Consider the following 25,781-nt stretch of genomic DNA (forward strand, 5'->3'; position numbering starts at 1 on the left):
TTTCAGCACAACCAAGTTGGAACTTTATAATGCCTGACTATCGTTCAAAAACATCGACACACGGAAGAAATATGGCGGGTGCACGCGGCTTATGGCGTGCAACGGGTATGAAAGACGAAGATTTCGGTAAGCCGATTATTGCGGTGGTCAACTCATTTACCCAATTTGTACCTGGCCATGTGCATTTAAAAGACCTCGGTCAAATGGTGGCAGAACAAATTCAGGCGGCAGGTGGTGTTGCCAAAGAATTTAACACCATTGCCGTAGATGACGGGATTGCCATGGGCCATGACGGCATGTTGTATTCATTGCCATCACGTGACTTGATTGCCGATTCAGTAGAATACATGGTCAACGCGCACTGTGCCGATGCTATGGTCTGTATCTCCAACTGTGACAAAATTACCCCAGGGATGCTGATGGCTGCCATGCGCCTAAACATTCCAGTGGTGTTTGTATCTGGCGGCCCAATGGAAGCAGGTAAAGTCAAAATTCGTGGCAATGAACACGCGATTGACTTGATTGATGCAATGATTGTGGCGGCAGATGATAACTATACCGATGAAGAAGTCGCTGAATATGAGCGCTCAGCATGCCCAACTTGTGGTTCATGCTCAGGGATGTTCACTGCCAACTCAATGAACTGCTTAACAGAAGCCTTAGGTTTATCTCTACCTGGCAACGGCTCAATTCTAGCAACTCACGCCAACCGTAAAAAACTGTTTGATAAAGCAGGTCAGTTGATTGTGGAATTGGCGAAACGCCATTATGAACAAGACGATTACAGCGTATTGCCACGTTCAATTGCAACCAAAGCATCTTATGAAAATGCTATGACGTTGGACATTGCCATGGGCGGTTCAACCAACACCGTATTGCACTTGTTGGCGGCTGCCAATGAAGCAGGTGTGGATTTCACCATGGATGATATTGACCGTTTATCACGCAAAGTACCTGTTTTGTGTAAAGTTGCACCTGCAAAACAAGACGTTCACATGGAAGATGTACACCGGGCGGGCGGTATTATGTCTATTTTAGGTGAGCTGGATCGCGCAGGTTTATTGGACACTTCAGTAGGCACAGTTCACGAAGCGACTTTAAAAGATGCTTTGGATAAATGGGACATCATCCGTACCGAAAATGAAGACGTTTACCAGTTCTTCCGTTCTGCACCGGGCGGCGTACCCACCCAAACTGCATTCTCACAAGACCGTTACTATTCACGTTTAGATGGTGACCGTGACAATGGTGTGATTCGTAATGCAGAACACGCCTTCTCTAAAGATGGTGGTTTGGCGGTACTTTACGGCAATATTGCTTTAGATGGCTGTATTGTAAAAACTGCAGGGGTGGATGATTCTATTTTGAAATTCAACGGCACAGCACGTGTTTTTGAAAGTCAGGATGCTGCTGTAGACGCGATTTTGGGCGGTAAAATTACAGCGGGTGATGTGGTGGTGATTCGCTACGAAGGCCCACGTGGTGGCCCAGGTATGCAAGAAATGCTCTATCCAACCAGCTATTTGAAATCGAAAGGTTTAGGCAAAGAATGTGCCTTACTGACCGATGGTCGTTTCTCGGGCGGTTCTTCAGGTCTTTCAATTGGTCACGTTTCTCCAGAAGCGGCTGAAGGTGGTGCGATTGGTCTGGTTGAAGATGGTGACCGTATCGAAATTGATATTCCAAACCGCAGCATTCACTTGGCGGTAGATGACGCAACTATGGAGGCACGTCGTGAAGCGCAAGAAGCTAAAGGCTGGCATCCTGCAGAAGAACGTCCACGTAAAATTTCTAAAGCGTTGAAAGCTTATGCCATGCATACCACCAGTGCGGCAAAAGGTGCGGTACGTGAAATCTAAGCAGTACTTGGCAATTTAAGCTGCTACAAAAAAGCACTCCAAAATTGGGGTGCTTTTTTATGTGTCTGCAATGAGCGATGTCAGTATCGCAGCAAATTTGAGCGATGAAATTAGACAGGCATTTTCGTTTACATCCTGCCTGCTTTCGATACAATGAAAAATAAAATAAATTGTCATGATGAATACGTCATTTCACCCATCTTGCTAAGGAATCAGCCATGAGTAAACAGAATATCCGCGAACATTCAGCCGAAGTCTATGAAGGCATTGAAAATGCACCTGCACGTTCCATGATGCGTGCGGTCGGTTTTAAGGATGAAGATTTTAGCCGTCCATTTATTGGTATTGCATCGACTTGGGCCAATGTCACACCGTGTAATATGCACATTGATGGCTTGGCACGAGAAGCAGAAACAGGCGTGAATCAGGCCGGTGGTAAGGGTATTATTTTCAATACCATCACCATTTCAGACGGTATTTCTAACGGCACTGAAGGCATGAAATATTCACTGGTTTCACGTGAAATCATTGCCGACTCAATTGAAGCTGTGGTGGGGTGTCAGGCTTATGATGGTGTAATTGCCATTGGTGGCTGTGACAAAAACATGCCAGGCTGCATTATGGGACTGGCACGTTTAAACCGTCCAGGCTTGTTTGTGTATGGCGGCACCATCAAACCAGGTGCAGGACATACCGATATTATTTCGGTATTTGAAGCTGTGGGGCAGCATGCCAAAGGTGAAATTAACGAAATTCAGGTCAAGCAAATTGAAGAAGTGGCTTTGCCCGGTGCAGGCTCTTGTGGTGGGATGTACACCGCCAACTCAATGGCATCGGCCATCGAAGCCTTGGGCATGAGTTTGCCGGGTTCTTCGGCACAGGAAGCAGTATCTCAAGACAAATTGCAGGATTGCCAACGTGCAGGCGAAGCCGTTATGAATCTGTTGCGTTTGGACATTAAACCGCGTGACATTATGACCAAGTCTGCTTTTGAAAATGCCATTAAAGTGCTGATTGCTTTGGGTGGTTCAACCAATGGCGTACTGCATTTAATTGCTATGGCCCACTCAGCAGGGGTTGAACTCACGCTAGATGACTTTGTACGAATTGGTCAGGAAACACCTGTGGTGGCAGATGTACGCCCATCGGGTAAATATTTAATGTCTGAGCTGATTGCGATTGGCGGAATTCAACCGCTAATGAAACGTATGCTCGATGCAGGAATGTTAGATGGTTCGTGCTTAACCGTTACTGGTAAAACTTTGGCAGAAAACTTGGCCGATGTTGCTGACTACCCAGCCGATCAGCAGATTATTTTACCGTTTGATGCCCCAATTAAAAAAGATTCGCATTTGGTGGTGTTAAAAGGCAATTTATCGCCAACAGGGGCGGTGGCCAAAATTACAGGCAAAGAAGGTTTGTATTTTGAAGGCCCTGCACGTGTTTTTGAAGGCGAAATTGGTGCAATGCGCGGTATTTTGGATGGTGAAGTCCAAGAAGGCGAAGTGGTGGTGATTCGTGGTGAAGGCCCTAAAGGTGGCCCTGGTATGCCTGAAATGCTAAAACCAACTTCTGCCATTATTGGTAAAGGCTTAGGAAACTCAGTGGCTTTAATTACCGATGGACGTTTTTCGGGTGGCAGTCACGGTTTTGTGATTGGGCATGTGACCCCAGAAGCGTATGAAGGCGGGCCAATTGGTTTGGTGAAAAATGGCGATAAAATTTCGATTAATGCCGAAACCCGTGAAATGACTTGGCATGTGTCGGAAGAAGAAATGGCCGTACGTAAAGCTGCATGGGTCAAACCAAAACCAAACTACACCCATGGTGCTTTGGCAAAATTTGCCAAACTGGCATCGGGGGCAGAGAAGGGTGCGGTTACCGATCTGAATTTAGAGGTCTAATTGATCAATTAGATGTGAATTGATATAAATCCTTGTGTAGTATTTAGGGACTAGCGCCATGGTTATTTGTCCATAGACCCTAGACCACAAGGATTTTAATTGTAGAGGCTGATCTCATGTCACTGTTGCGCCGTTGGTTCGATCCGATTCGATCGAGTTGGTTTTATCAAAAACCTTCTCGGCAAGCGGTGTTGCCCACGGAACACGGACTGAGTGTGCATCTGCGTTTAGACGATGTTTACAGCTATTTGGCGGTGCAGCAACTGCCGCAGTTAGAAGACATTTTGGCAGAGGAATTAAAGCCGTTAAAGGTGGTAATTTCCAGCCAAAGTGGTGATGCTCCCAATCAAATGTCGGCAGCGGAATGGCAAAACTATTGCATCAATGATGCACAGATTTTGGCCAAGCAACATCGTTTTAGTTTTCACGATACACCCGAACCACCGACTGCAGAAGCCTTGATGCAGGCCGAAGCCATTTTGCGGCATACCCCGCTACGTGGGCAGGACTTTTTGTATTTACTTGAAGATGTGTTCCACATGCTGTGGCAAAAACAGTCGGGTAAATTACGCACCTTATATGCCATGGCCAGCCGTCATCATCAGGTACAGGATTTTTCCGAACGGGTATTTGATGATGCACCTGTATTGGCCAGTTATTTTGAATTTGGCGGACGTAAATACCATGCGGTCGATGATTTATTGCGCTTAACTCGCCGTTTAAAACAACAAAAACTACTCACTGATAATCCTATTTTTTTGATTAATCACATTGAATGGCGTGAACATTTAATTAGTGATGCCGCAGAACTGAACGAAATTCAGGCGCTAGACCCAGAGCTGGATTTATATATTGCCTTGGAAGACCCGATTTCTTGGTTATTGCTGGCTTATATTAAGGAAGAATTGGCGGCCTATTATAATATTCATTTAAATGTGTACCCGTTGTCGTATCATGGGCGAGATGGCTTTGACTGGGGACTAGCCACCCGATTGTCTAAACGTACCGATGTTGCATTTACGCCGTTTTGCCGTCCAACCGAAGCTGCCACCACTTATATGGCGCAGTTGTATTACAGCGTGCCTGAAGAACAGCGTGTCGATGCCATGTATCGTATTTTGCAGGCAGTGTGGACGAGAGGGCAGGATATGTCCTTTAAGGCGCATTTTGATCGGATGCAGCGTGAATTAGAGCTAGAACAACTGAGTACAGCCGATGTTGCCGAATTACTCAAAGAAAATGACATGTTGTGCGAGATGAAATCTCAGCCAGATTTTCCTGTGCTGGAATTGCGCATTGATGGGCAAAGTTATGTATTTAACAGCTTATATCGGGTGTGGATGATTGAAAGTATTTTCAGTAATGTGTTAGAAGAAAAGTATAAGAGTGAAATTGAAAACGAAACTGAAAGTGTAGCCCCAGCCCATGAACAATGAAAAAGTAAACTCATTACAACAAGCACGTGACAAGATTGATCAGATAGATGTGGCTTTAATTGAACTGATTGCGTCGCGTCAGTTTTATGTCGATCAAGCCATGCGCCATAAACAGACGGTGGAAGATGTGCAATCACCACAGCGAGTGAAAGAAGTCATTGAAAAAGTGCGTACTCTTGCGCTGCAACATGATGTTGATCCTGATATGGTTGAGCGTTTGTATCACGATATGATTCAGCATTTTATTCAGCGTGAATTAAAAGAATTCCGTCCTTAATTGATCTATCCCTAAGTTTGGGCGATGCTTCAAACGCAGCCCAAACTTTGCGTTTTTGCGGTAAAACCGCGTATTTATATGCCATCTTGGTATTCAAAGCATAATTTTTAAAAATTATTTGCTTGTTTTTTCTGCAGGTGGCTTTGAGCGCTAAGCCTTGCCTGTCTTGGCTTTGCTGGGTTTTTAAAAAGAATTGGTAAAAAAAAGAATATGATTTTATTACATTTTTTAACATTGTAAGTTTGCTTTATTTTAAAAAGTATATATATTGTATATACATCTTTTGCAAAGCAGTCTTTATTTTGGAGAGATCAGCAATGAACGAGCAAATCAAAAAAATAAAGACAGGCAAGAAAGATGGACAACTTTTAATTCGTATTAATAGTACTGAACGTGATGAATTTATTCGTTTATGTGAAGAACTTGATACTAGTGCTGCTCGTGAATTAAGAAAATTTATTCGTAGTTTTGTGAAACAACACAATGGCAACGAATAGCCTTACTAAGGAGTAATACCATGGCTAAGCAAGTTAAATCTTTGAAGCAACAAATCAAAGCACGTTTGAAAAAGATTTCAAAACATAAAGGCAAATTGAAGCAACTTAAGCAAGAGCTTAAAAAACAGAAATAAGCCAAGTAAAAGCATTATCTCTTAAAAACGGTTCATTCTAGACAGACCGTTTGAGGTAAAAAAAGACCGAACAATCACTGTTGTTCGGTCTTTTTGCATTGTTTCGGCATTTGCTTAGGTTCAAGCAAATGACCGCAAGTTCTGATTAAGAGGGATCACGCAAACTAAAGAACCAGTTCAGGAACAAGGCTGCAAAAGTTGCTGTCCCAATCCCGCCCAAGTTAAAGCTGCCCAATTGCAACGCAAAGTCACCCGTTCCTAAAATAATGGTCACGGCAGCCACCATCAGATTTTTGTTTTTAGAAAAATCGACTTTGTTTTCAATCCAGATTTTCGCGCCAGCAATGGTAATCAAACCAAATACCACAATCGAAGCGCCCGTTAAAATGGCGGTAGGAATGGTATGGATGATTGCCCCAAATTTTGGTGATAAGCCAAGGAAAATAGCAAAGACCCCCGCCACCACAAAAATAATCGTGGAATACACGCGGGTAACAGCCATCACCCCAATGTTTTCACCATAGGTAGTCATACCCGGTGCACCGACACCACCTGCAAGGGTTGTGGCAACACCATCGGCTACAAAGGCTTTACCAATGTGTGGATCGAGGTTTTCACCAGTCATGGCACCTACTGCTTTAATGTGTCCCAAGTTCTCTGCCACCAAAATGAAGGCAATTGGGGCAATAATCAGCATGGCATTCACATCAAATACAGGGGCATGAAAGTCTGGTACGCCAAACCAAGCGGCTTGCTGAATCGGTGCGAAGTTAATTGGCGTCCCCCAACCCATGACATTGGTGACTACAAAATAGATCAGATACGATATGAGCAAGCCAATCAGGAGCAAGAGGCGTTGCAGTAAACCTTTGGTAAATACGGCAATCATGCCCATACATAGCACAGTCACCAAGGCCATCCACATATTAAATGGATTGCCTGCAACCGCTTTGACCGTGACAGGAGCAAGGTTTAAACCAATGATCATCACCACCGCACCTGTCACCACAGGTGGCATTAATTTTTCAATCCAGCGGGTGCCAGTAGCCATCACCAAAAAGCCAATCAGGGCATATAAAATACCGCAGGCAATAATCCCGCCTGCCGCAACCCCAATATTGGCATTTAAACCGCCTGCTGCGCCTGCATAGCCTGTGGCAGCAATCACCACCCCAATAAAGGCAAAGCTTGAGCCTAAATAACTTGGAACACGCCCACCTGTCATGAAAAAGAACAGGATGGTACAAATCCCTGACATTAAAATGGCAAGGTTCGGATCAAAGCCCATTAAAAAAGGTGCAAGTACAGTGGCACCAAACATGGCAAAAGCGTGTTGTATTCCCAATACAACGGTTTGTGCAGGCGGTAGATACTCATTGGTACCTACAGGACGTGCATCAATGCTGCCTTCATAAGGGCGCCATTTGGGAAACCAATTGGACATAAAGTAAGCACTCAAAAGCTAAATTGAGCACATCATACTCTTGTATTGCCTAAATTTTTTAAAAATTTTGCCAGAAAACAGATCAGCTGCTTATTTTTAGGATTAAATTTTACTATTTGATAAAATTTACATTTAATATAAATAAGTAATTTTATTTATAAATTTAAAGAATGTATTGCGGCATTAGTGGGATGAAAACAGACTAAGAATAAATTTAATTGCACATAATTTAGGCTGGTTTTTTTGCCTCGTAACGCATGTCTTAGTCCATGTCTGCTTTCACGTTATTATGTCCACTGTGTTTGGCTTTATGAAGCATGAGCCCAAGCCATTTCTAAGTGAGTGAATAAGCCACAAGCAGAGTACATGACTCTGCTTGTTGTGCTATTCGTAGAGGCTTAACCTGTATTGCGTAAGCCTGCTGCAATCCCTGCAATGCTCACCATAAGGGCATGATCGACAGGGGTATGTTCTGCCTGTTTTTCTGCCAAGTACAAACGACGACGTTTCATTAACTCTGCTTGCAGTAAGTGCAATGGCAATAAGTACGGTTTACGCACGCGCATAGATTGATCCAGCACATCATTGCTGCTGAGCAGTTGTGATTCACCTTTTAAGGTTAATAGGGTGGTCACAGCATCACGCAGGCGTTGACGCAATTGCTCACCGAGTTGTTTTAAGTCTTCGTCATCAGTTAGGTGTGACTCATAATACAATGCGATATTGCTGTCGGCTTTAGACAGCACCATTTCCAGCATATCAATCAAGGTTTGGAAATATGGCCAGTCGCTGAGCATTTCATCCAAAATGGCTTTTTGCCCTTGATCTAGGGTTTGGTTAATGGCCGCACCTGTGCCGAGCCATGCAGGTAACATCAAACGGATTTGTGTCCATGCAAATACCCATGGAATGGCTCTTAAAGATTCAATGCCACCACTGACTTTACGTTTAGCGGGGCGTGAACCTAAAGGCAGCATTTGTAACTCCAGCTCTGGGGTTACGGTGCGTAAATACTTCACAAAATGTGGATTTTCACGCACAGTTTGACGATACACCTGTACTGATAACTCAGTCATGTTGTGCATCAACTCGCGCCACTCAGGTTTAGGAACTGGCGGTGGCATTAAGGTCGCTTCTAAGGTTGCCGCGGTATAGACTTCCAGATTTTGTAAAGCAACGCCTTCAAGCCCAAATTTAAAGCGAATCATTTCGCCTTGTTCTGTGACGCGAATTGCACCTGAAATAGAGCCAGGTGGTTGTGAAAACAGCGCTTGCTGAGTCGGTGCGCCACCACGGCTGATTGAACCACCACGACCGTGGAATAAGGTCAACTGTACAGCGTGTTGTTGCGCTACAGCTGTTAATTCTTCTTGCGCACGGTACTGTGCCCAGTTAGCCGACATAAAGCCCGCATCTTTGGCTGAGTCTGAATAGCCAATCATTACCTCATGTTTGCCCTGAATATGCTGTTTATACCAATGCATCCCAAACAGGGTATTCATGGTTTGCGCAGCCCCATCTAAATCTTTCAGGGTTTCAAACAGGGGAACAACACGTAAAGGATGCTGAATACCCGCTTCTTTTTGTAGCAGTAACACTGCCAAAACATCACTTGGATATTCCGCCATGGAAATAATATAGGCACCCAAGCTTTCCTGCGGCTGTGCAGCCAAAGTACGCATCGTAGCAAAGACTTCTTGCACATCTGGGTGTTGAATCAGACTTTGTGCAGGTTCCTGCATGAATTTTGGCAATAACGGACGCTTGCTTTGTAATTCTTGTAGCAAGAAGTTTTGACGTGCCTGTTCTGTCCAAGTTTCAAAATTGCCCAAACCTAAGTATTCGGTAATAGCTGAAATGGCTTGACGATGACGTCCAGACTCCTGACGAATATCCAGTTTCAGTAATTCAATGCCAAAACAGTTGACCCGATGAATTAGATCCAACAATTTGCCATTGGCAATCTCTGATAGCTGGCAAGCGGTGAGTGAGCGATAACACAGCAATAAAGGCTGTAACAGTTCATCTTTGCTTTTAATCACCAAGCTGTCATCGCCATCTTTGCCTTGTAATTTGGCAGCCAACCAATCACGGGTGGCTTTTAGACGTTCGCGAGTGTCACGTAAATATTCACGATATGGCTCTGCATGGAAATGTCCTAAGGCATCGGCCAGTTCTGGGCTGCATTGCTGAATCGAGAGTTCCCAACGCAAGTTTTCAATATCGCGTAAATATAATTCTGCAGCTTTCCAGCGTGATAGCCACAGCACTTCTTGAGTGACTTTATGAGTGACATTGGGGTTGCCATCACGGTCACCACCCATCCATGAAGCAAAACGCACAGGGGCAACGGTTAGCGGCAAGTTTTGCCCACAATGTTCTTGCATAATGCCGTCTAATTCACGCATGAATTTAGGCACGGCATTCCATAAGGTCTGCTCTATGGTGGTAAAGCCCCATTTGGCTTCATCGACTGGAGTTGGGCGATGCTGACGAATTTCATCGGTTTGCCAAGCCGAGCTGATCAGCTGTTTTAAATCTGCCAAAACTGCCTGACGTTCACGTGGGGTCAGTTTTTGCTGATCCATTTTAAATAGGCAGTCATTAATATCGTCATATTTTTGAATCAGGGTACGACGGCTGACTTCAGTTGGGTGTGCAGTCAGTACCAGTTCAATTTTTAGTTCACAGACTTGTTGAAACAAAGTTTCTGCAGAAATTTCATGGTGTTTAAATTTTTCAAATAAGCGGTCTAAAGGGTTGGGAGAAACCGCATGTTCATCAAACTCACTCTGACGACGGCTGCGCACCACATGGTATTGCTCGGCAATGTTGGCAAAGTTCAGGAAGTGGGTAAAGGCACGGGTCAGCGGTAAGATTTCATCATCTTCGAGGCTTAAAAATAGTTGTTCGAGCTGTTTTTCTGCTTCGGCTTGTCCATCACGTGCGCCTTTAGATAATGCTCGAATTTGTTCGACCTGATTAAACAAATCTTGTCCTGCGTGTAACTTGAGGGTTTCGCCCAGCAAGTTCCCAAGTAAGCGTACGTCATCGCGTAGAGGAGCATCAATTTGTTGAATCATTCGTTGTTCTCCATGTTCTGTGTTTTTCTACTCTAAAAAGACTATACCCCGATTTATCTACAATCCAAGCGGGCTATCTACAAAAGTTGCATGGATTTTGCGCATCTGAGCTTATAGTACCAAGCAGCAGTATTTAGGAGAGAAATACAGGGTGGGAGATTAGGCTTTTAGAGCATAACGCAGCATAAAAATACCAATCGCATCTTCAATAATCTTTTGAGATTGTGCAGCATCGGGCACGGCACGTACACCGAGTAAAACTTCATGGTGACGTAAACCATGCAGTAAGGAAACGATCAATTCAGTTTGCGTTTTTGGTTCATCGGCCTGAATAAACTGCAATTCTACTGCTTGGCGAAAGAAGCTTTCCCACATCGCGCGAAGTTTGGCATGTGAGGCATTGTAAAACTGCAATGCCAACGGATTTTGCTCCGAGGCCAGTTCCATCAGCAAATGTTCTAATTTAATCGCTTCAGGCATATTGACCAAGTTCAAGGACAGTTTACAGGCTTGGTATAAGGCCTGCTTAAAATTGCTATGTGCAGTCAAGTCCAAAGGTTGTGCTTTGAGCAGACTTTCACAGGTTTCTTCAATGGCACAGGAAAATAACGTGGCTTTGTCTTGAAAGTGGTTATACACCGTTAATTTGGTCACGCCTGCTTCACGTGCAATCTGATTCATACTAGAACCATGAAAGCCCAACTTTAAAAACAAGTGTTTTGCCGACATTAAAATGCGTTGGCGTTTTTCTAAATCTTTTGGTCGTCCGACATGAATCTGCACACGCTCATCCTAATTTGCATCAGTACAACTGGAAAATGACGCTTCAGTTTTAATTAATGTACCCAGTGGTATATTAATTAAAAAATAATCAATTTAATATAGGGGTTTGCACGCACTTCATAAATGGCTTGCACTGTAGGCTAAAACTGAGCAGATCAGGCATGAAACGCAGGGAATAGCGAGACTATTACCAAGTTTCATAACGCAATCTGAGAAAGTTTTAGCCACAGTCCTTTGGAACAAGCATATTTTTTACTGCTATTACGTTATGAGTCAGTTACTTAGAATGACTAAGTTTCCTGCCTCATGCCTTATATCAGCTAAAAATATGCGCTGTCGCAAACATAGACGAAGTGTCAGCAAACCCTACCGTATTCTGCCCTAAAAAAACGTTTAAATAAGAGCAAACCTGATGAACACGACTCAGAATCTCATTGCCAGCCTGATGCTGCTGTGCTGTATCACCCTAATTGGATGCAGTAAGCAAAAAACCGAGGTTGAACAGGAAGTCCCTTTGGTGATGGTGATCCAGCCCAGCAGTTTACATCTTGAGCAAAAAAGCTATGCAGGCGAGGTGCAAGCACGTCAGCAAACGGCTTTGGCATTTCGGGTTGCAGGGCAAGTTACACAGCGTTTTGCCGATGTGGGAGATCAGGTCAAAGTTGGGCAAGTCTTAGCAAAACTGGATGTGCAAGATGCCGCATTGCAGCTCAATGCCGCGCGTGCGCAACTGGAAAGTGCGCAATCTGCTGCAAAAATTGCTAGCGATGAGTTACAGCGTTTTCAGCAATTATTACCCATGGATGCCGTCAGTCGCTCGCAATATGATGCAGTCAAAAACCAATATCAACATGCTATGGCACAGTTGAAACAGGCACAGTCCAATTATGCAGTCAGCAGTAATCAAACCGACTATAACCAGTTACGTGCCACAAAAAATGGTGTGATTACTGAACGCAATATTGAAGTTGGGCAGGTTTTAGCGGCAGGGCAGGTCGCTTATCAATTGGCGATTGATGGGGAGCGTGAAGTCGTGATTGGCGTGCCTGAACAAGCGGTGGGTGAAATTCGAGTCGGGCAAGAGGCAACGGTAAGTTTATGGTCACAACCCGATACCCGTTTTGCAGGTACGGTTCGAGAAATTTCCCCTGCGGCAGATCAGTCGCGTACTTTTAAAGTCAAAGTGGCTTTACGTGAAGGCAATGCACAGATTCAATTGGGGCAAAGTGCGCGGGTATTTCTGACTCGCCAAGCCAATCAGGGTTTATATGTGCCTTTATCTAGCGTGTCGGCAACAGGGCAACAAGCTTTTGTTTTGGTCTTACAGCCAGACTCAACCGTGCGCCAAATTCCTGTTACATTGGGCGCTTATGGACGTGACAGCGTGCCTGTACTGAGTGGCTTACAGCCGCAAGATTATGTGGTGATGGGTGGGGTGCATTTACTGCGTGATCGACAAAAAATTCGCCCGATTAACCGTGACAATCAAGCTGTACAGGCAGTCAATCCAACAGCTCAGGCAGCTTCTGCGGCCACACAGACGGAGCGTTAAAATATGAATTTTAACTTATCCGAATGGGCGCTGAAAAATAAAGGTCTAGTGGTCTACTTGATGCTGCTGTTGGGTATTGTCGGGATTTTTTCCTATTCCAAACTGGCACAAAGTGAAGATCCACCGTTTACTTTTAAAGTGATGGTGATTCAAACCTATTGGCCGGGAGCGAGCGCCAAAGAGGTCTCGTTACAAGTCACCGACCGCATCGAAAAAGAATTGATGAGCACGGGCGACTATGAACGCATCATGGCTTATTCGCGTCCGGGCGAGTCCATGGTGACTTTTATTGCCAAAGATTCCATGCGTTCTAGCCAAATTCCAGATGTTTGGTACAAGGTGCGTAAAAAGGTCAATGATATTCGTCATGAATTGCCGCAAGGGGTACAAGGCCCATTTTTTAATGATGAATTTGGCGACACTTTTGGCAATATTTATGTGCTGACAGGCGCAGACTATGACTACGCCACCCTCAAAGAATATGCCGACCGTTTGCAGCTACAATTACAGCGAGTCAAAGATGTTGCCAAAGTTAATTTGGTCGGTTTGCAAGATCAAAAAATTTGGATTGAGTTATCTAACACCAAAGCCGCACAACTTGGTATTCCTGTTACCGCGATTCAGCAAGCCTTACAACAACAAAACAGCATGGCAAGCGCAGGTTTTTTTGAAACCCATTCAGACCGTATTCAGGTGCGTGTCAGCGGTGCGTTGCACAGTGTCGATGAGTTGAAACAAATGCCGCTGTTGGTGAATGGCACCACCATTCAACTGGGCGATGTTGCCGAGGTCTATCGTGGGTTTAGCGAACCTGCTCAACCGCGTATGCGCTTTATGGGCGAAAATGGTATTGGCATTGCGGTGTCGATGCGTAAAGGCGGTGATATTCTGGCTTTGGGTGAAAATCTGGAAACAGAATTTGCCCGTTTGCAAAAAACTTTGCCTTTGGGCATGCAACTGCAAAAGGTTTCTGATCAACCTGTTGCGGTAAAACACAGCGTCAATGAATTTATGAAAGTATTGGCTGAGGCGGTGATTATCGTGCTCTTGGTCAGCTTCTTTTCACTGGGTTTTCGCACAGGTTTGGTGGTGGCATTTTCCATTCCACTGGTCTTGGCGATGACTTTTGCAGGTATGCATTTGTTTGATGTCGGGCTGCATAAGATTTCACTCGGTGCGCTTATTCTAGCCCTTGGATTGTTGGTGGATGATGCCATTATCGCCATTGAAATGATGGCAATTAAGATGGAGCAGGGCTATAGCCGCTTGCAAGCCGCAGGTCATGCGTGGCGAACGACTGCTTTCCCTATGCTGACTGGGACATTGATTACCGCAGCAGGTTTTTTACCCATTGCCACAGCAGCCTCAAGTACAGGGGAATATACCCGTTCAATTTTCCAAGTGGTGACCATTGCTTTGGTGGTGTCATGGTTTGCTGCCGTGCTGTTTGTACCCTATCTGGGCGATAAATTATTGCCAGATTTTCAGCGCCATGCACAGCGAGCGCCGTGGTATCAACGTCTTTGGGCGCGTGTACGCAAACAAGCTGAACCGCAGCCTGTGCTACAGCACGCAGGTGAATTACACGACCCATATCAAACCCGCTTTTATCAAGTGTTTCGTGGATGGGTTAATACTTGTGTGCGCTATCGAAAAACCGTCATTGCAATCACAGTTGGCATATTTGTACTGTCAATTGCGATGTTTAAATTGGTACCACAGCAATTTTTCCCACCTTCCAATCGGGCAGAAATTTTAGTCGATTTAAAACTTGAAGAAGGTGCGTCTTTAACAGCCACAGAAGCAGCCGTTAAAAAAGTTGAAAAGTTCTTGGCGCAACAACAAGGCATCGACAATTATGTAGCCTATGTTGGCACAGGTTCGCCGCGTTTCTATTTGCCTTTAGATCAGCAATTACCGCAGGCTAGTTTTGCCCAATTTGTGGTATTGGCATCGTCTTTAGAAGACCGCAATGAAATTCGCCGTAATTTATCTGAACAAATTCGCTTGTTATTGCCAGAGGTGCGTACTCGCGTGTCATTATTGGAAAATGGCCCACCAGTGGGTTATCCATTGCAATTCCGCGTGTCAGGAGAAGACTTGGCACAAGTGCGACAATGGGCACAGCAAGTCGCAGCCACCATCAGTGCCAATCCAAACAGTACCAATGTGCATTTAGATTGGGGTGAGCCGAGCAAAGTCATTCAATTGCAGATTGATCAAGACCGTGCCCGTCAAATGGGGGTGTCGAGTCTGGATTTAGCTAACTTCCTTAATAGCTCTATCAGTGGCGCGGCTATTAACCAGTATCGTGAAAAACGTGAACTGATTGAAATCCGTTTACGTGGTGATCAAACCGAGCGCCTAGATGTCGCATCTTTAAGCAGTTTGGCTATACCGACTTCACGTGGAACATCGGTGCCGTTGGCGCAAATTGCACAAATTGAATACCGTTTTGAAGAAGGCTTAATTTGGCATCGTAACCGCTTGCCGACCATTACCGTACGTGGTGATATTCGTAGCAATTTGCAACCTGCAACGGTGGTGGCAGAACTGTCTGAACCGATGGCGGCCCTGCGTGAAAAGTTGCCAAGTGGCTATTTAATTGAAGTGGGTGGCACGGTTGAAGAATCGGCACGTGGGCAAAAGTCAGTCAATGCAGGCATGCCATTTTTCCTTGCCGTGGTGATGACTTTGTTGATGATTCAGCTGCGTAGCATGTCCCGTGCATTCATCGTGTTTTTAACTGCACCGCTCGGCATTATTGGCGTGGTATTGTTCCTGTTGCTGTTTAACAAACCCTTTGGTTTTGTGGCGATGCTCGGCACCATTGCCTTATCGGGCATGATCATGCGCAATTCTTTGATTTTAATTGATCAGATTGAGCAGGATATTCGGGCTGGGGAATCGCAGTGGGACGCGATTATTAACGCTACGGTGCGCCGTTGTCGTCCAATTGTACTGACCGCTTTGGCGGCAGTATTGGCCATGATTCCACTTTCTCGCAGTATTTTCTTTGGCCCGATGGCTGTGGCGATTATGGGCGGATTAATTGTCGCGACCCTATTAACCCTGTTCTTTTTACCTGCATTATATGCACAGTGGTTTAAAGTGAAAAAAAATCCACATAATCTGTAAAAGTGACATAATAACGGGTGCGAAACTTGGAAAATTTCAATATAGTAGCACCTTATATTTTTCAGCCTTTGCATACGTTACAGCATGCGCCAGATTAAAAAATAAAGCATGGCACAGATGGGGTTAAATCACATTATGAAGCAAGATAACTTGGTAAAGTTTCGCCGGTCTGTCGCGATCTCTTACGTGTTTATGTTTTTTGCTTTATTTACTGTGGTGAGTGGTGCATTGGCGTATTGGTATGCACGAAAAGTGATTGTGGTCGATAGCACTGAAGTCTGGTTACAGGCACAGGCTTTATGGATCATGCGTAATGTGGTGATTTACAGTGTATTGGCATTGTTTGCTGCATTGTGGTTTATTCCATTGGCCTTCTTTCCTTGGGATGCCTTTTTATGGGTCAAAGCCTGCACCGTAGCAGGTGTGGTCTTTGCCGTGATTGCCTTCTTATTTTTAATCAATGCTTGGATTAAAGGGCTATCCAAATTTTTGAAAAATAAAGCTGTGTTCTAATGGCTTGAACTTCATCTAAAGCACTTCAGCTAAAATTTTTAACAGCTTCCCCTTGTAAAACTCAGTTTGACCCCAATTTCAGACTTCAGTTAAGTTTTAAATAGAATTCCGTGAGGAGCATCGCCAGACATGGCTAAACGTGATTATTATGAGGTTTTGGGCGTCTCTAAAACCGCTAGTGATGATGAAATTAAAAAAGCCTACCGTAAGTTGGCGATGAAATATCATCCAGACCGTAACCCGGACAATCCTGAAGCTGAAGAGAAGTTTAAAGAAGCTTCAGAAGCGTATGAAGTTCTGTCAGACAGCGAAAAACGCAGCATGTACGACCGTATGGGCCATCAAGCCTTTGAAGGTGGTATGGGCGGTGGTGCTGGCGGCTTCGGTGGTTTCAGTGCGGAAGATATTTTCAGCCAGTTTGGGGATATTTTCGGTGGAGCCTTTGGTGGGGGGGGGCGTGGCCAGCAACGTCAACGCCGTGGTTCAGACTTACGCTATGTGATGGAATTGACGCTTGAAGAAGCAGTCAAAGGCGTTAAGAAAACCATCACCTTTACAGCACCTGCGCCATGTGAAGCTTGTGATGGTAAAGGCTCAGAAAATCCAAATGATGTTGAAACCTGTCCAACCTGTCATGGTGCGGGTCAAGTACGCATGCAGCAAGGTTTCTTCTCGGTACAGCAAACCTGTAGCACTTGTCGTGGTCAGGGCAAAATTATCAAGAACCCATGTAAAAAATGTCATGGTTCGGGTGTGTCAGATCGTCAGCAAACCCTTGAGGTGACCATTCCTGCTGGCGTGGACAATGGCGACCGCGTACGCTTAACAGGTAAAGGTGAAGCCATTCGTGATGGTCAATCGGGCGACCTATATGTAGAAGTGGTGGTGCGTGAGCACGAAATCTTCCAGCGTGATGGTGCTGATCTGTATATGGATGTGCCTGTTAGCATTGCCGATGCTGCTTTAGGTAAGGAAATTGAAATTCCTACTCTAGATGGTCGCGTGAGCCTGAAAGTACCTGAGGGAACACAAACGGGTAAATTGTTCCGTTTGCGTGGTAAAGGGGTAAAACCTGTGCGTACCAGTATGCAGGGCGATTTACTCTGCCGTATTGTGGTGGAAACACCTGTGAATTTAACGGCACGTCAGCGTGAATTGTTAAAAGAGTTGCAGACGACGATGGAAGGTGAGGGCAGTCAGTCATCACCAAAGAAAAAGTCTTTCTTTGATCGTTTGTTTGATTAAGGAAACCTAGGTTAGGTATGTCAAAGCACGACCTCATCTAAACTCAAAAATAAAGGCGATCTTGAAGATCGCCTTTGTTGTATCTGCTGTACTCTTATTCGACTTCAGGTACATCAATCTCTAAAACATCCACCATTTCAGTCGTTGCTGTTTCAACGGTAGTTTGTGGTTGAGCGCTTGCAACAACCCCATGTTCTGCTGCTGTTTCTTCTAGTTCAGGTGCATCGACTTCAACAGCAAGCGGTTCTTGTAGTGTCACGCTAATACGGACTTTGGACAGGCTTTCTAGCGTATCCCCTTCTTGAAGTGCAGGCTCTGCAAATACGGATGCTGTGCTCATGCCTAACAATAATGCCAATACCATGTTCTTCGAATGCATATAAATCCCCTTTAATTTTTGCAGTTGTTATCATTCGTGCAGGCTAGTCTGCGCATACAAGTTTGCAAATTTGTGAAATAAAAACAAAAAATCAGCATTTTGAGATAAATTTTTAGCATGGCTTCGTTAAAAGTTTACCTGAGGGGTGTAAAGTGACCATCAGCAGTACAGCTAGGGTTACTTTCCGATAAAAATAAACCCAGAAACTTGGCAGACAAACTTAGTCTAGGCAGCGAGTTTTGCTATAGTAAGCACAATTGAGAATCTATTTTAGGAATATGCTATGTCAGCAACTCCACGCATTGGTGTATTAGGCGCAGGCGGCCGCATGGGACGCATCTTAATTCAAGCTGTTCAAGAAGCAGGCTACCAATTGGCTGCCGCAGTAGAGCGTCCAGAAAGCAGTTTATTGGGTGCAGATGCAGGAGAGTTGGCAGGTGTAGGTACACTGGGCGTGAAAGTGGTGGGTAGCCTAGAGCAAGTATTAGCTGACTGCGATGTCGTGATCGACTTTACCGCACCAGCCGCCACTGCACAGCACTTAAAGCTTTGTCGTGAAGCAGGCGTAGCGATTGTGATTGGCACCACAGGCATGAATGATGAACAAAAAGCACTCTTAGAAGAATCGGCTCAACAGACGCCTGTGGTATATGCCGCCAACTATTCAGTAGGGGTAAACGTATCTATTAAACTGCTGGAATTGGCAGCCAAAGTCTTTGGTGATAGTGTAGATATTGAAGTGATTGAAGCACACCATCGTCACAAAGTTGATGCACCATCAGGCACGGCATTGATGATGGGCGAGGCCATTGCAGCAACCTTAGGTCGTGATTTAAAACACGATGCTGTTTACTGCCGCGAAGGACACACAGGGCCACGTGAACGTAAAAGTATTGGTTTCCAAACCATTCGTGGTGGCGACATTGTGGGTGAACATACCGCGATGTTTATTGCCGATGGCGAGCGTGTGGAAATTACCCACAAAGCCACCAACCGCATGAACTTTGCTGCAGGTGCCGTGCGTGCTGCAGCGTGGGTAGTGGGACGCGAAGCGGGTAAATACGATATGAAAGATGTTCTTGGATTTAACGATATTCAGGTTTAAAAACTGCGCAGGAATCCGAAATAGATAAAAACTACTTGAATAATTTTCAATCTGCCGCTAAAACTAGGGTCTGATGTCATGGATGATGACGCATCAGACCCGATCTAAAACTAAAATAAGATGCAAAATAAAATGAAAAAATCTCTGCTGATGCTTGGGTTAAGCACCTGTATTTGTGCGGCCTCTGCACAAAATATTGAACATGCCAAACTGAGCATACATAAAAACAATATTAAAGTCTGGACCTTTCAACAGCAGTCTAGCCCTGTGTTTTTGTATAAGGCCGAAACCACCTTCAATGTACCTTTAGAAAAAGCTGCTGCCTTAATTTTAGATGTTGATCATGCCGTGAAATGGGTGCCTTATGTGGGTAGTGTCAAAGTCCTGTCACGTGATGACCAAAAAGGTGAGTTCTTGCTGTATATGGTGCTGGATTTTCCTTTTCCGCTAAAAGATCGCGATTTGGTGGTCAAAGGCAAAATGAGTAAAGATGCACAAGGTATTATTAGTATTCAAAATAAAGCTATTGAGGGGGGCTATCCCTTGAACCCAGATTATGTGCGTATTCAGGATTACGAAGGCGACTGGACCTTTCAGAAACTGGGTAATCACAAAGTCAAAGTCAGTACCTATGGCTATGCTAACCCTGAGGGTTCGATTCCTTTAAGTTTTGTGAATATGTTTGTGCAGCAGCAACCGTATCAAATGCTGCAAAAAATGAAAATTGAATTAAGCAAAAGCCGTAGTTATAAGGCGTTGCCTGAAATTTTGCGTTAAATAATTGAGTGGCGCTGAATTTTTAATCTCAGAAAAATGGATGAAATCGGTGTCGATCTCATCCATGAAGTATTTCGGTCTAGCGGGTAGACTTAATAAGAAAACAGCCCTTTTTCTAAAGGAAATTCAATGCCAATCGATGCACCACCATCATTACCATGGACATCTGAATCGCTAATCCAGCCATTCAGTTTAAGTGGAATATCTGGACGTAAATAGTGTGTCCAAGTCAAATCCAAAGCTTTTAACTGATCTTTTTCTGGGAAAGCTTGGTTGGTTGTGCGGTTTGATTCATTTAATTTGGCAAACAGCACACGTGCATTAACACGGTTCAGCCGATCAAAACGAATATCACCACCGACTGAAATCATTTGTCCATCACCGCCAATAGCATGCGCTAAAGGATAGCCATGTTGATAGAAACCATCGGTATAGGTACTGTGATTATAAGTGATACCTTGTGCTTTACCGTTGGTACGGGTGTCAGCCCATTCGGTATAGAGTTGGAACGGCATACTCTGATAGCTTGATGAATAGTCTACCCCAGCCAAATACATTTTTTTTGAAGGTAAGCCGCCTGCTTCATCTTCACCAGCATATTGTGCATAAACACCCATTGGCATTTGTAGCAATGGCTGTAGGTTTAAGCGTGCATCAAAGCCTGCCACTTGGTTAGATGGGTTAGGAGTATCTCCATACACATTATCTTTACCAATCACCGCATCCCAGAATGAGTCAAAACTTTCTGGACGATCTTCACCCCCCCCATTGAAAGGCACGTGAAGCACCCAATTCCAAATAAGGCAGCGGTTGTGCAGTGACACGTAAACCAATCAATTTGGCATCGGGTACAGCATCATAATCATGCAACTGACCTGCAAAGGCTTGATATTGCCATGGACCAATCCATGACAACCATTTGTTGCTGAAAGCTTGTTGTTCGGCACGTTGCATAGTTACGCCGTAAACTGGGCGGCTAGCATCGCCACGAATTAAACTGCCGTCATGTGCAGGCCCCCAGTAGGTTGGAATTTGCCCAGCAATGAGCCATTGATTCCAAAGCTTGGCTGCAATATAGGAACCTTCAACATTGACATCTTGATCGTTATCAATTTGTGGGTCTTTTTCTGCATTGACCCGAATTTTAGCATCCCAGTGTTGATTGCCTGCATTGAGTTCCAAGCCTGCTTGATATTGCGCTTTTTGTTGGTCGCCAAAGGCTTGTGGAATATTTTTTTGATCTGTTTCTGCAAAAAGCGAGGCTTTGAGCAGTTGGTTATTAGCATTTAAATGTGCCACAACTGCATCGATTACTTTTTGTTGATTGTTGTTGCTAATCTTGGCTTGAGAAAGTGCACGTTGAATTTCATCACTGCTCATGGGCCAAGTTGACGTACTAATTTGAATCACGCCTTGCTGATTTAGCCAGTTTAAATCGGTACGTAAGTTTTGGTCATTTAAGACAATGCCTTGGGCAAAGGTTAAGGATGAGCTTAATGCCAGTGTCGCCAGCAGCGCTTTGGGTGCAAACATGCTTATACATTCTCAGCGTTTATAAACTGTAAACAAGATAGGTTTTTGAGTGGATTTTTACAATGTGAATTGTTGAGTATTGTTGTAAATTTCAACAGAAAATTCTTCTGTAAAAGGAGGGTTAGCACGAGCAGAGACTTTGCAATGGAGTTCCTCCCTGAGCAAGAGTTTAAGCACAGCTTTAAACTCTTGCGTAAGAAAGGGATGTTAGGAGGGATTTTAACGTTGGTGGCTTTTGCTATATATAGCTCACCTTTCTTTGACAAAGGGGGTAGCCTAGCGCCAGCAAAAAGGGTTGATTGAATAAATCAATCCTCATTCTTATTGGCTTTATAGGCATAGGCATAGTTATAACCATAGCCATAACCGCCCGCTTCACGTTGAATATCATTCAAAATAAAGCCGTTGACTTTCACGCCAGCTTGTTCAAAGCGGTTGACAGTCAGTTCAAGCTCTTTCATTTGCGTCTTGGCATAACGTGCCACAACCAAATTCACACCCGCATATTGTGAAATAATAATCCCATCGGTGACCGCAAGAACTGGCGGGGTATCAATCAGAATATGGTCAAACTGACTCGACAAGTGCGTGAGCATGTCTGCAAATTTTTGCGTGCTTAACAATTCTGACGGATTAGCAGGGCTTTTGCCGCGACTGATGATGCTTAAATTTTCAACCTCAGTACTGCGTACAATACTGCCTAACTCTTGCTGACCATTCAGGTATTCGGTTAAGCCAGGCTTAGGGTCATAATTAAAGTATTTGTGCATATAACCACGACGTAAATCGGCATCAATCAATAATACGCGCTTATCACTTTGCGCCAAAATGGTGGCTAGGTTAGTTGAAATAAACGATTTACCCAACTCCGGTGCAGGGCCAGAAATCATAATGATATTGTTTTTGGCACTGCTTAAAGCAAAGTGAATAGCAGTACGCATGCTGCGCAGGCTTTCAATCGCAATATCATCACTGTGTTTCACCGCAAGAATAGGAATATTCTTTTTCTTTTTCAGAATTTTAATACGGCTTTCTTGCACAGGTGAACGTGGCACAGTGGCATAAACAGGTAAATCCAGTTCATTTTCAATTTGATTCGAGTCTTTAATACCTGAGCGCAACATATTACGCAGTAAGGCCAATAATGTGCCCAGAAAACCACCTAAGAAAACCGACAAAATTAGAATTAGTAATTTCTTTGGTTTAATTGGCTCAATTGGCTCTACCGCAGTATCGACAATACGCACATTACCAATTTCACCTGCTTTAGCAATCCGCAGTTGTTGGTAAGAGTTGAGCAAGCCTGTATACAGCTGTTGTTTGACTTCTACTTCACGGAACAGTTGTAAATATTGGCGTTGTAATTCTGGCAAGCGTTTGAGTGTGCCGTCTAACTCTGCAATTCGTTTGTTAATTGCCCCCAATTGCGCATTCATTTGCTGCATAACAGGGTGTTCGTTGGTGTACTTGGCCGCAGCTTCAGCCACTTGTTGCTCTAACTGCGCTTTTTGGGTTTCCAAAGTAATACTTTGGGTTAAATATAACTCAGATTCTTTGGTCACATCGACTGTATTAAACTGTTGGCGGAAACGGTTAAATTCACGTTCTGCCACATCTAATTGTTGTTTCAGTTCTGGGAGTTGGTCTTCCAAAAACTTTAAGGTCTGTGCAGTTTCTGCAGTACGACGCTCAATATTTTGTTGGCTATAAGCAACTAAAATTGCATTTAACACTTGGGTAATGTGTTGTTTGTCTTGCCCTTGATAATTCAGCCCCAACACGTCTGTTAACTTGCCTCTTTCTGCTACAGAATAGTCAGCGGTTAAGCTTTTCATGGCAGCAGGTAAGCTTTGTTTTTGGATGTTATAGGTAGCGTTAAAGCTGTCTTGACTAAAAATAGCGACTTTCCACACCCCAAATTCAGACTGTAATTGACTGACTTGGTTTAAAGGTGCAGAAAAAACCACCTGTTCGGTTTCTTCATCGGTGAGGCTGTATTTGCCTTGTGCAAATTTTAAAATTAAGTTTTTATCTTGAAAGTATTGTGGGATATCGAACTGGCGGATATCAAAACTTTTTTGATTGTCTTTAAATAGTACCGATTTGGCTGAATATTCACTGTCATATTCATGCTTGGCAATTAAACGATTCCAGAAACTATCTTCCGTACCCGAAACGCGAATATTTAAATTCAGATGATCAATCACGCTGCCCAACACCAAACGTGATTTTAAAATTTCAATTTCAGCTTGTGCAGGCGATTTCTGCTCAATCATGCTGGACAGATCACCCAATAGTGCTGCAGAGGCTCCTTTACTGTCTTCGACCTGTACTAAGGCATCTACTGCATAGGTGTCTGGTGTGGTTCTTAAATACAGTAAAGCGCAGACTACACTGAGTAGAACGCAAAGAATAATCAGTTTCCATTGTGCGATTAAGGAGAAAAATAATTCCTTTAAATCAATGGTGTCTTCGGTGTTGGCGGTTTGGCTCATAGTTTAAATATCAAAAAAGTAGAATATCAAAAAAACCTAGAATATCAAGAAACTAGATATATTTTTTCCAGTCGGCAATGCAGGCTTGAATTAATGTGCAGGTTTCATCAAATACGGCCTGATCGTGCTGATATGGGTCAGCGACGTTTTTACTTTGCCAGTGCCCCAATCTAAAGGTTTTGCCCTTAGCAAATGGCCAGGTTTGTTCCACATGCTTTTGCTGATTTTGGCTCATGACCAAAATTAAATCGGCTTTTTTAATCAGCTCTGCATTGAGTTTTTTTGCTACATGTGGACTCATGTCGATGCCGTGACGTTGCATACATAAACGGGCTTTGTCATCGGCTGCATGACCCACCAAGCCTGAAATACCTGCAGATTCAATCTGTAAGTGTGGATATTGCTGTTTTAAAAAGTATTCTGCCATGGGGCTACGGCAAATATTGCCAATACACACCACCAAAATGTGATTAATTTTCATTAGTTCCCCAAACGATCTAGGTTGTATAAAGCATTTGAGAATGGAATAATTTGGTTAACCACACGTTGCCAGCGGGCCAAGCCTGAAGCATCGACATACACAATATCATTGCTGCGCATTTTAAACTGATTGGCCAGACCAAAGTCGGCAATGCTGGTTAAATCCATGTGATAGACTTCGGTATGTGCTGCATTGGGCTGACTACGAACCACATAAATTTTACTGCGGCTGGCAGACAGTGGGTTTAAGCCTAGGCTTTCACCTAATACATCGCTTAAGCTCATGCCTTGATCACGCATAGGGAGCGATTGATTTTTACCTGATTCACCCATGACATAAATTTTTTGGTTTTCACGGTTGTTGACATACAAGGTGTCATTTGGCTGGATGAGTAAGTTGTGCAATGACAAGCCTGCTTTTTCCAACTCTACGGTATTGAGTTGATAGCTACGCCCCTGACGCACTAAAGTCATAGAAGCATTGTCACCTTGTTGGGCATTGACCCCGCCTGCCATACCCAGTGCGGTATAGACACTCACAGGTTGATCGTTTAAATAGAATTGCCCACCTTTCATGACATTGCCTTGTACAGAGTATCGCTGCCCTTGGTAAGACAAGACTCGTACAATCACATCTGGGGTTTTTAAATAACGTGCCAATTGACCGCGCAACTCACGATTCACTTGCGCTAAAGATTTACCTGCAGCTTTATAACGCCCGATAATCGGAAACTGAATATAACCCTGTGAGTCAATTTGATAACCATTGGACTCGACAGCTTTTTCACTACTAATGGTATTGGTTGGTGGGGTAATTTCAGGATATGCCCATAAATAAATAGAGAGAATATCACCTGAACTTAAGGTGTATTGACGCTGTGGTGTATGAAATAAATGCGCATAGTCTTGTTGAATATTGTGAACTGCAGGCTGCACCGCAAGCATTGAGTCTTGGGTGAGTTTAATCACATTGACCGCTGTGCCCAGGTCGGTGGTATAGACTCCTTCATTTGGTAAGTCATAAGTTTGTAAACCAGAGGTGACAGCGCACCCAGTGGTGGCAATGCCACATGCCAATAAAACAGCCATTTGAAAGTGTCGCACGCGAGATTCCATTATTAATTTTTAAAATCTTTTAAATCAATTA

General features: G+C 44.0%; 19 protein-coding genes and 1 pseudogene. 11 read left to right on the forward strand and 9 right to left on the reverse strand.

Annotation, left to right across the window (positions count from 1 at the left end; all coding sequences use genetic code 11):
* Window positions 1-29: 29 nt before the first annotated feature.
* The 4 genes from ilvD (ACNS8M_RS00130) (at window position 30) to ACNS8M_RS00145 (ending at window position 5,476) form a co-directional block, all read left to right on the forward strand.
* Window positions 30-1,859 carry a dihydroxy-acid dehydratase gene (gene ilvD, locus ACNS8M_RS00130; RefSeq protein ID WP_419224953.1) on the forward strand — a complete coding sequence of 610 codons (1,830 nt, stop codon included), beginning with the start codon at window positions 30-32 and terminating at the stop codon, window positions 1,857-1,859.
* A 218-nt stretch (window positions 1,860-2,077) separates the two neighbouring features.
* Window positions 2,078-3,763, forward strand: coding sequence for a dihydroxy-acid dehydratase (gene ilvD, locus ACNS8M_RS00135; RefSeq protein ID WP_419224954.1), 1,686 nt, complete (start codon window positions 2,078-2,080; stop codon window positions 3,761-3,763).
* Between the two features lie 116 nt (window positions 3,764-3,879).
* Window positions 3,880-5,199 (forward strand): hypothetical protein, encoded by a 1,320-nt coding sequence (locus ACNS8M_RS00140; RefSeq protein ID WP_168461035.1) that lies wholly within the window; start codon window positions 3,880-3,882, stop codon window positions 5,197-5,199.
* A complete protein-coding gene (locus ACNS8M_RS00145; RefSeq protein WP_168541878.1) occupies window positions 5,189-5,476 on the forward strand; it encodes a chorismate mutase in 288 nt (95 codons plus the stop codon). Before ACNS8M_RS00140 ends, ACNS8M_RS00145 begins: the two co-directional genes overlap by 11 nt.
* On the opposite strand, the gene ACNS8M_RS00150 is transcribed toward ACNS8M_RS00145, so the two are convergent.
* Complete coding sequence (locus tag ACNS8M_RS00150) at window positions 5,442-5,711, reverse strand: hypothetical protein (protein ID WP_168418347.1); 270 nt, start codon at window positions 5,709-5,711, stop codon at window positions 5,442-5,444. The two genes, ACNS8M_RS00145 and ACNS8M_RS00150, sit on opposite strands and share 35 nt — an antisense overlap.
* Before the next feature lie 82 nt (window positions 5,712-5,793).
* Between ACNS8M_RS00150 and ACNS8M_RS00155 the strand changes: the two genes are divergently transcribed.
* Entirely contained in the window at window positions 5,794-5,973 is a 180-nt protein-coding gene (locus ACNS8M_RS00155; RefSeq protein WP_004970356.1) for a hypothetical protein, read from the forward strand.
* A 279-nt stretch (window positions 5,974-6,252) separates the two neighbouring features.
* On the opposite strand, the gene ACNS8M_RS00160 is transcribed toward ACNS8M_RS00155, so the two are convergent.
* From ACNS8M_RS00160 to ACNS8M_RS00170, 3 genes are all read right to left on the reverse strand, one after another.
* On the reverse strand, window positions 6,253-7,551 hold the full coding sequence (locus tag ACNS8M_RS00160) for a solute carrier family 23 protein (protein ID WP_004970352.1): 1,299 nt from the start codon (window positions 7,549-7,551) through the stop codon (window positions 6,253-6,255).
* Between the two features lie 398 nt (window positions 7,552-7,949).
* A complete protein-coding gene (gene ppc, locus ACNS8M_RS00165; RefSeq protein WP_419224955.1) occupies window positions 7,950-10,634 on the reverse strand; it encodes a phosphoenolpyruvate carboxylase in 2,685 nt (894 codons plus the stop codon).
* 159 nt (window positions 10,635-10,793) lie between these two features.
* Window positions 10,794-11,417, reverse strand: a complete 624-nt coding sequence (locus ACNS8M_RS00170) for a TetR/AcrR family transcriptional regulator (RefSeq protein WP_419224956.1) — start codon at window positions 11,415-11,417, stop codon at window positions 10,794-10,796.
* Between the two features lie 412 nt (window positions 11,418-11,829).
* Here ACNS8M_RS00170 and ACNS8M_RS00175 point away from each other — a divergent pair, with 412 nt between their 5' ends.
* The 4 genes from ACNS8M_RS00175 to dnaJ all read left to right on the forward strand — a co-directional run bounded on the left by ACNS8M_RS00175 (window position 11,830) and on the right by dnaJ (window position 17,865).
* On the forward strand, window positions 11,830-12,969 hold the full coding sequence (locus ACNS8M_RS00175) for an efflux RND transporter periplasmic adaptor subunit (protein ID WP_419224958.1): 1,140 nt from the start codon (window positions 11,830-11,832) through the stop codon (window positions 12,967-12,969).
* Window positions 12,970-12,972: 3 nt separating this feature from the next.
* Window positions 12,973-16,107 carry an efflux RND transporter permease subunit gene (locus tag ACNS8M_RS00180; protein ID WP_180096392.1) on the forward strand — a complete coding sequence of 1,045 codons (3,135 nt, stop codon included), beginning with the start codon at window positions 12,973-12,975 and terminating at the stop codon, window positions 16,105-16,107.
* A 135-nt stretch (window positions 16,108-16,242) separates the two neighbouring features.
* On the forward strand, window positions 16,243-16,620 hold the full coding sequence (locus ACNS8M_RS00185) for a hypothetical protein (protein ID WP_026438412.1): 378 nt from the start codon (window positions 16,243-16,245) through the stop codon (window positions 16,618-16,620).
* Window positions 16,621-16,749: 129 nt separating this feature from the next.
* Complete coding sequence (gene dnaJ, locus ACNS8M_RS00190) at window positions 16,750-17,865, forward strand: molecular chaperone DnaJ (RefSeq protein WP_004970338.1); 1,116 nt, start codon at window positions 16,750-16,752, stop codon at window positions 17,863-17,865.
* A gap of 94 nt (window positions 17,866-17,959) precedes the next feature.
* Here the strand turns inward: dnaJ and ACNS8M_RS00195 are convergent, their stop codons facing one another.
* Entirely contained in the window at window positions 17,960-18,244 is a 285-nt protein-coding gene (locus ACNS8M_RS00195; protein ID WP_180064649.1) for a hypothetical protein, read from the reverse strand.
* Between the two features lie 283 nt (window positions 18,245-18,527).
* Between ACNS8M_RS00195 and dapB the strand changes: the two genes are divergently transcribed.
* Both dapB and ACNS8M_RS00205 read left to right on the forward strand, forming a co-directional pair.
* Complete coding sequence (gene dapB / locus ACNS8M_RS00200) at window positions 18,528-19,349, forward strand: 4-hydroxy-tetrahydrodipicolinate reductase (protein WP_419224959.1); 822 nt, start codon at window positions 18,528-18,530, stop codon at window positions 19,347-19,349.
* A 132-nt stretch (window positions 19,350-19,481) separates the two neighbouring features.
* Window positions 19,482-20,126 carry an START domain-containing protein gene (locus ACNS8M_RS00205; RefSeq protein ID WP_419224960.1) on the forward strand — a complete coding sequence of 215 codons (645 nt, stop codon included), beginning with the start codon at window positions 19,482-19,484 and terminating at the stop codon, window positions 20,124-20,126.
* A 92-nt stretch (window positions 20,127-20,218) separates the two neighbouring features.
* Here the strand turns inward: ACNS8M_RS00205 and ACNS8M_RS00210 are convergent.
* The 4 genes and pseudogenes from ACNS8M_RS00210 to ACNS8M_RS00225 form a co-directional block, all read right to left on the reverse strand.
* Window positions 20,219-21,659, reverse strand: a pseudogene (locus tag ACNS8M_RS00210) (capsule assembly Wzi family protein).
* Between the two features lie 308 nt (window positions 21,660-21,967).
* Window positions 21,968-24,154, reverse strand: coding sequence for a polysaccharide biosynthesis tyrosine autokinase (locus tag ACNS8M_RS00215; protein ID WP_419224961.1), 2,187 nt, complete (start codon window positions 24,152-24,154; stop codon window positions 21,968-21,970).
* Window positions 24,155-24,206: 52 nt separating this feature from the next.
* Window positions 24,207-24,635: a low molecular weight protein-tyrosine-phosphatase gene (locus ACNS8M_RS00220; protein ID WP_180168507.1), complete on the reverse strand. Its 429-nt coding sequence runs from the start codon at window positions 24,633-24,635 to the stop codon at window positions 24,207-24,209.
* A complete protein-coding gene (locus ACNS8M_RS00225) occupies window positions 24,635-25,738 on the reverse strand; it encodes a polysaccharide biosynthesis/export family protein (RefSeq protein ID WP_419224962.1) in 1,104 nt (367 codons plus the stop codon). The genes ACNS8M_RS00220 and ACNS8M_RS00225 overlap by 1 nt, the downstream gene beginning before the upstream one ends.
* Window positions 25,739-25,781: the final 43 nt, after the last annotated feature.

Source organism: Acinetobacter sp. A2, assembly GCF_048537555.1.
GTDB lineage: Bacteria > Pseudomonadota > Gammaproteobacteria > Pseudomonadales > Moraxellaceae > Acinetobacter.

What these genes read in the sequence shown, in the direction of transcription:
- ACNS8M_RS00195 (WP_180064649.1), bottom strand. Translation starts at nt 18,244, where the DNA reads ATGCATTCGAAGAACATGGTATTGGCATTATTGTTAGGCATGAGCACA.
- ilvD (WP_419224954.1), top strand. Translation starts at nt 2,078, where the DNA reads ATGAGTAAACAGAATATCCGCGAACATTCAGCCGAAGTCTATGAAGGC.
- dapB (WP_419224959.1), top strand. Translation starts at nt 18,528, where the DNA reads ATGTCAGCAACTCCACGCATTGGTGTATTAGGCGCAGGCGGCCGCATG.
- ACNS8M_RS00215 (WP_419224961.1), bottom strand. Translation starts at nt 24,154, where the DNA reads ATGAGCCAAACCGCCAACACCGAAGACACCATTGATTTAAAGGAATTA.
- ACNS8M_RS00220 (WP_180168507.1), bottom strand. Translation starts at nt 24,635, where the DNA reads ATGAAAATTAATCACATTTTGGTGGTGTGTATTGGCAATATTTGCCGT.
- ilvD (WP_419224953.1), top strand. Translation starts at nt 30, where the DNA reads ATGCCTGACTATCGTTCAAAAACATCGACACACGGAAGAAATATGGCG.
- ACNS8M_RS00150 (WP_168418347.1), bottom strand. Translation starts at nt 5,711, where the DNA reads ATGTTAAAAAATGTAATAAAATCATATTCTTTTTTTTACCAATTCTTT.
- ppc (WP_419224955.1), bottom strand. Translation starts at nt 10,634, where the DNA reads ATGATTCAACAAATTGATGCTCCTCTACGCGATGACGTACGCTTACTT.
- ACNS8M_RS00155 (WP_004970356.1), top strand. Translation starts at nt 5,794, where the DNA reads ATGAACGAGCAAATCAAAAAAATAAAGACAGGCAAGAAAGATGGACAA.
- dnaJ (WP_004970338.1), top strand. Translation starts at nt 16,750, where the DNA reads ATGGCTAAACGTGATTATTATGAGGTTTTGGGCGTCTCTAAAACCGCT.
- ACNS8M_RS00140 (WP_168461035.1), top strand. Translation starts at nt 3,880, where the DNA reads ATGTCACTGTTGCGCCGTTGGTTCGATCCGATTCGATCGAGTTGGTTT.
- ACNS8M_RS00160 (WP_004970352.1), bottom strand. Translation starts at nt 7,551, where the DNA reads ATGTCCAATTGGTTTCCCAAATGGCGCCCTTATGAAGGCAGCATTGAT.
- ACNS8M_RS00175 (WP_419224958.1), top strand. Translation starts at nt 11,830, where the DNA reads ATGAACACGACTCAGAATCTCATTGCCAGCCTGATGCTGCTGTGCTGT.
- ACNS8M_RS00145 (WP_168541878.1), top strand. Translation starts at nt 5,189, where the DNA reads ATGAACAATGAAAAAGTAAACTCATTACAACAAGCACGTGACAAGATT.
- ACNS8M_RS00185 (WP_026438412.1), top strand. Translation starts at nt 16,243, where the DNA reads ATGAAGCAAGATAACTTGGTAAAGTTTCGCCGGTCTGTCGCGATCTCT.
- ACNS8M_RS00180 (WP_180096392.1), top strand. Translation starts at nt 12,973, where the DNA reads ATGAATTTTAACTTATCCGAATGGGCGCTGAAAAATAAAGGTCTAGTG.
- ACNS8M_RS00205 (WP_419224960.1), top strand. Translation starts at nt 19,482, where the DNA reads ATGAAAAAATCTCTGCTGATGCTTGGGTTAAGCACCTGTATTTGTGCG.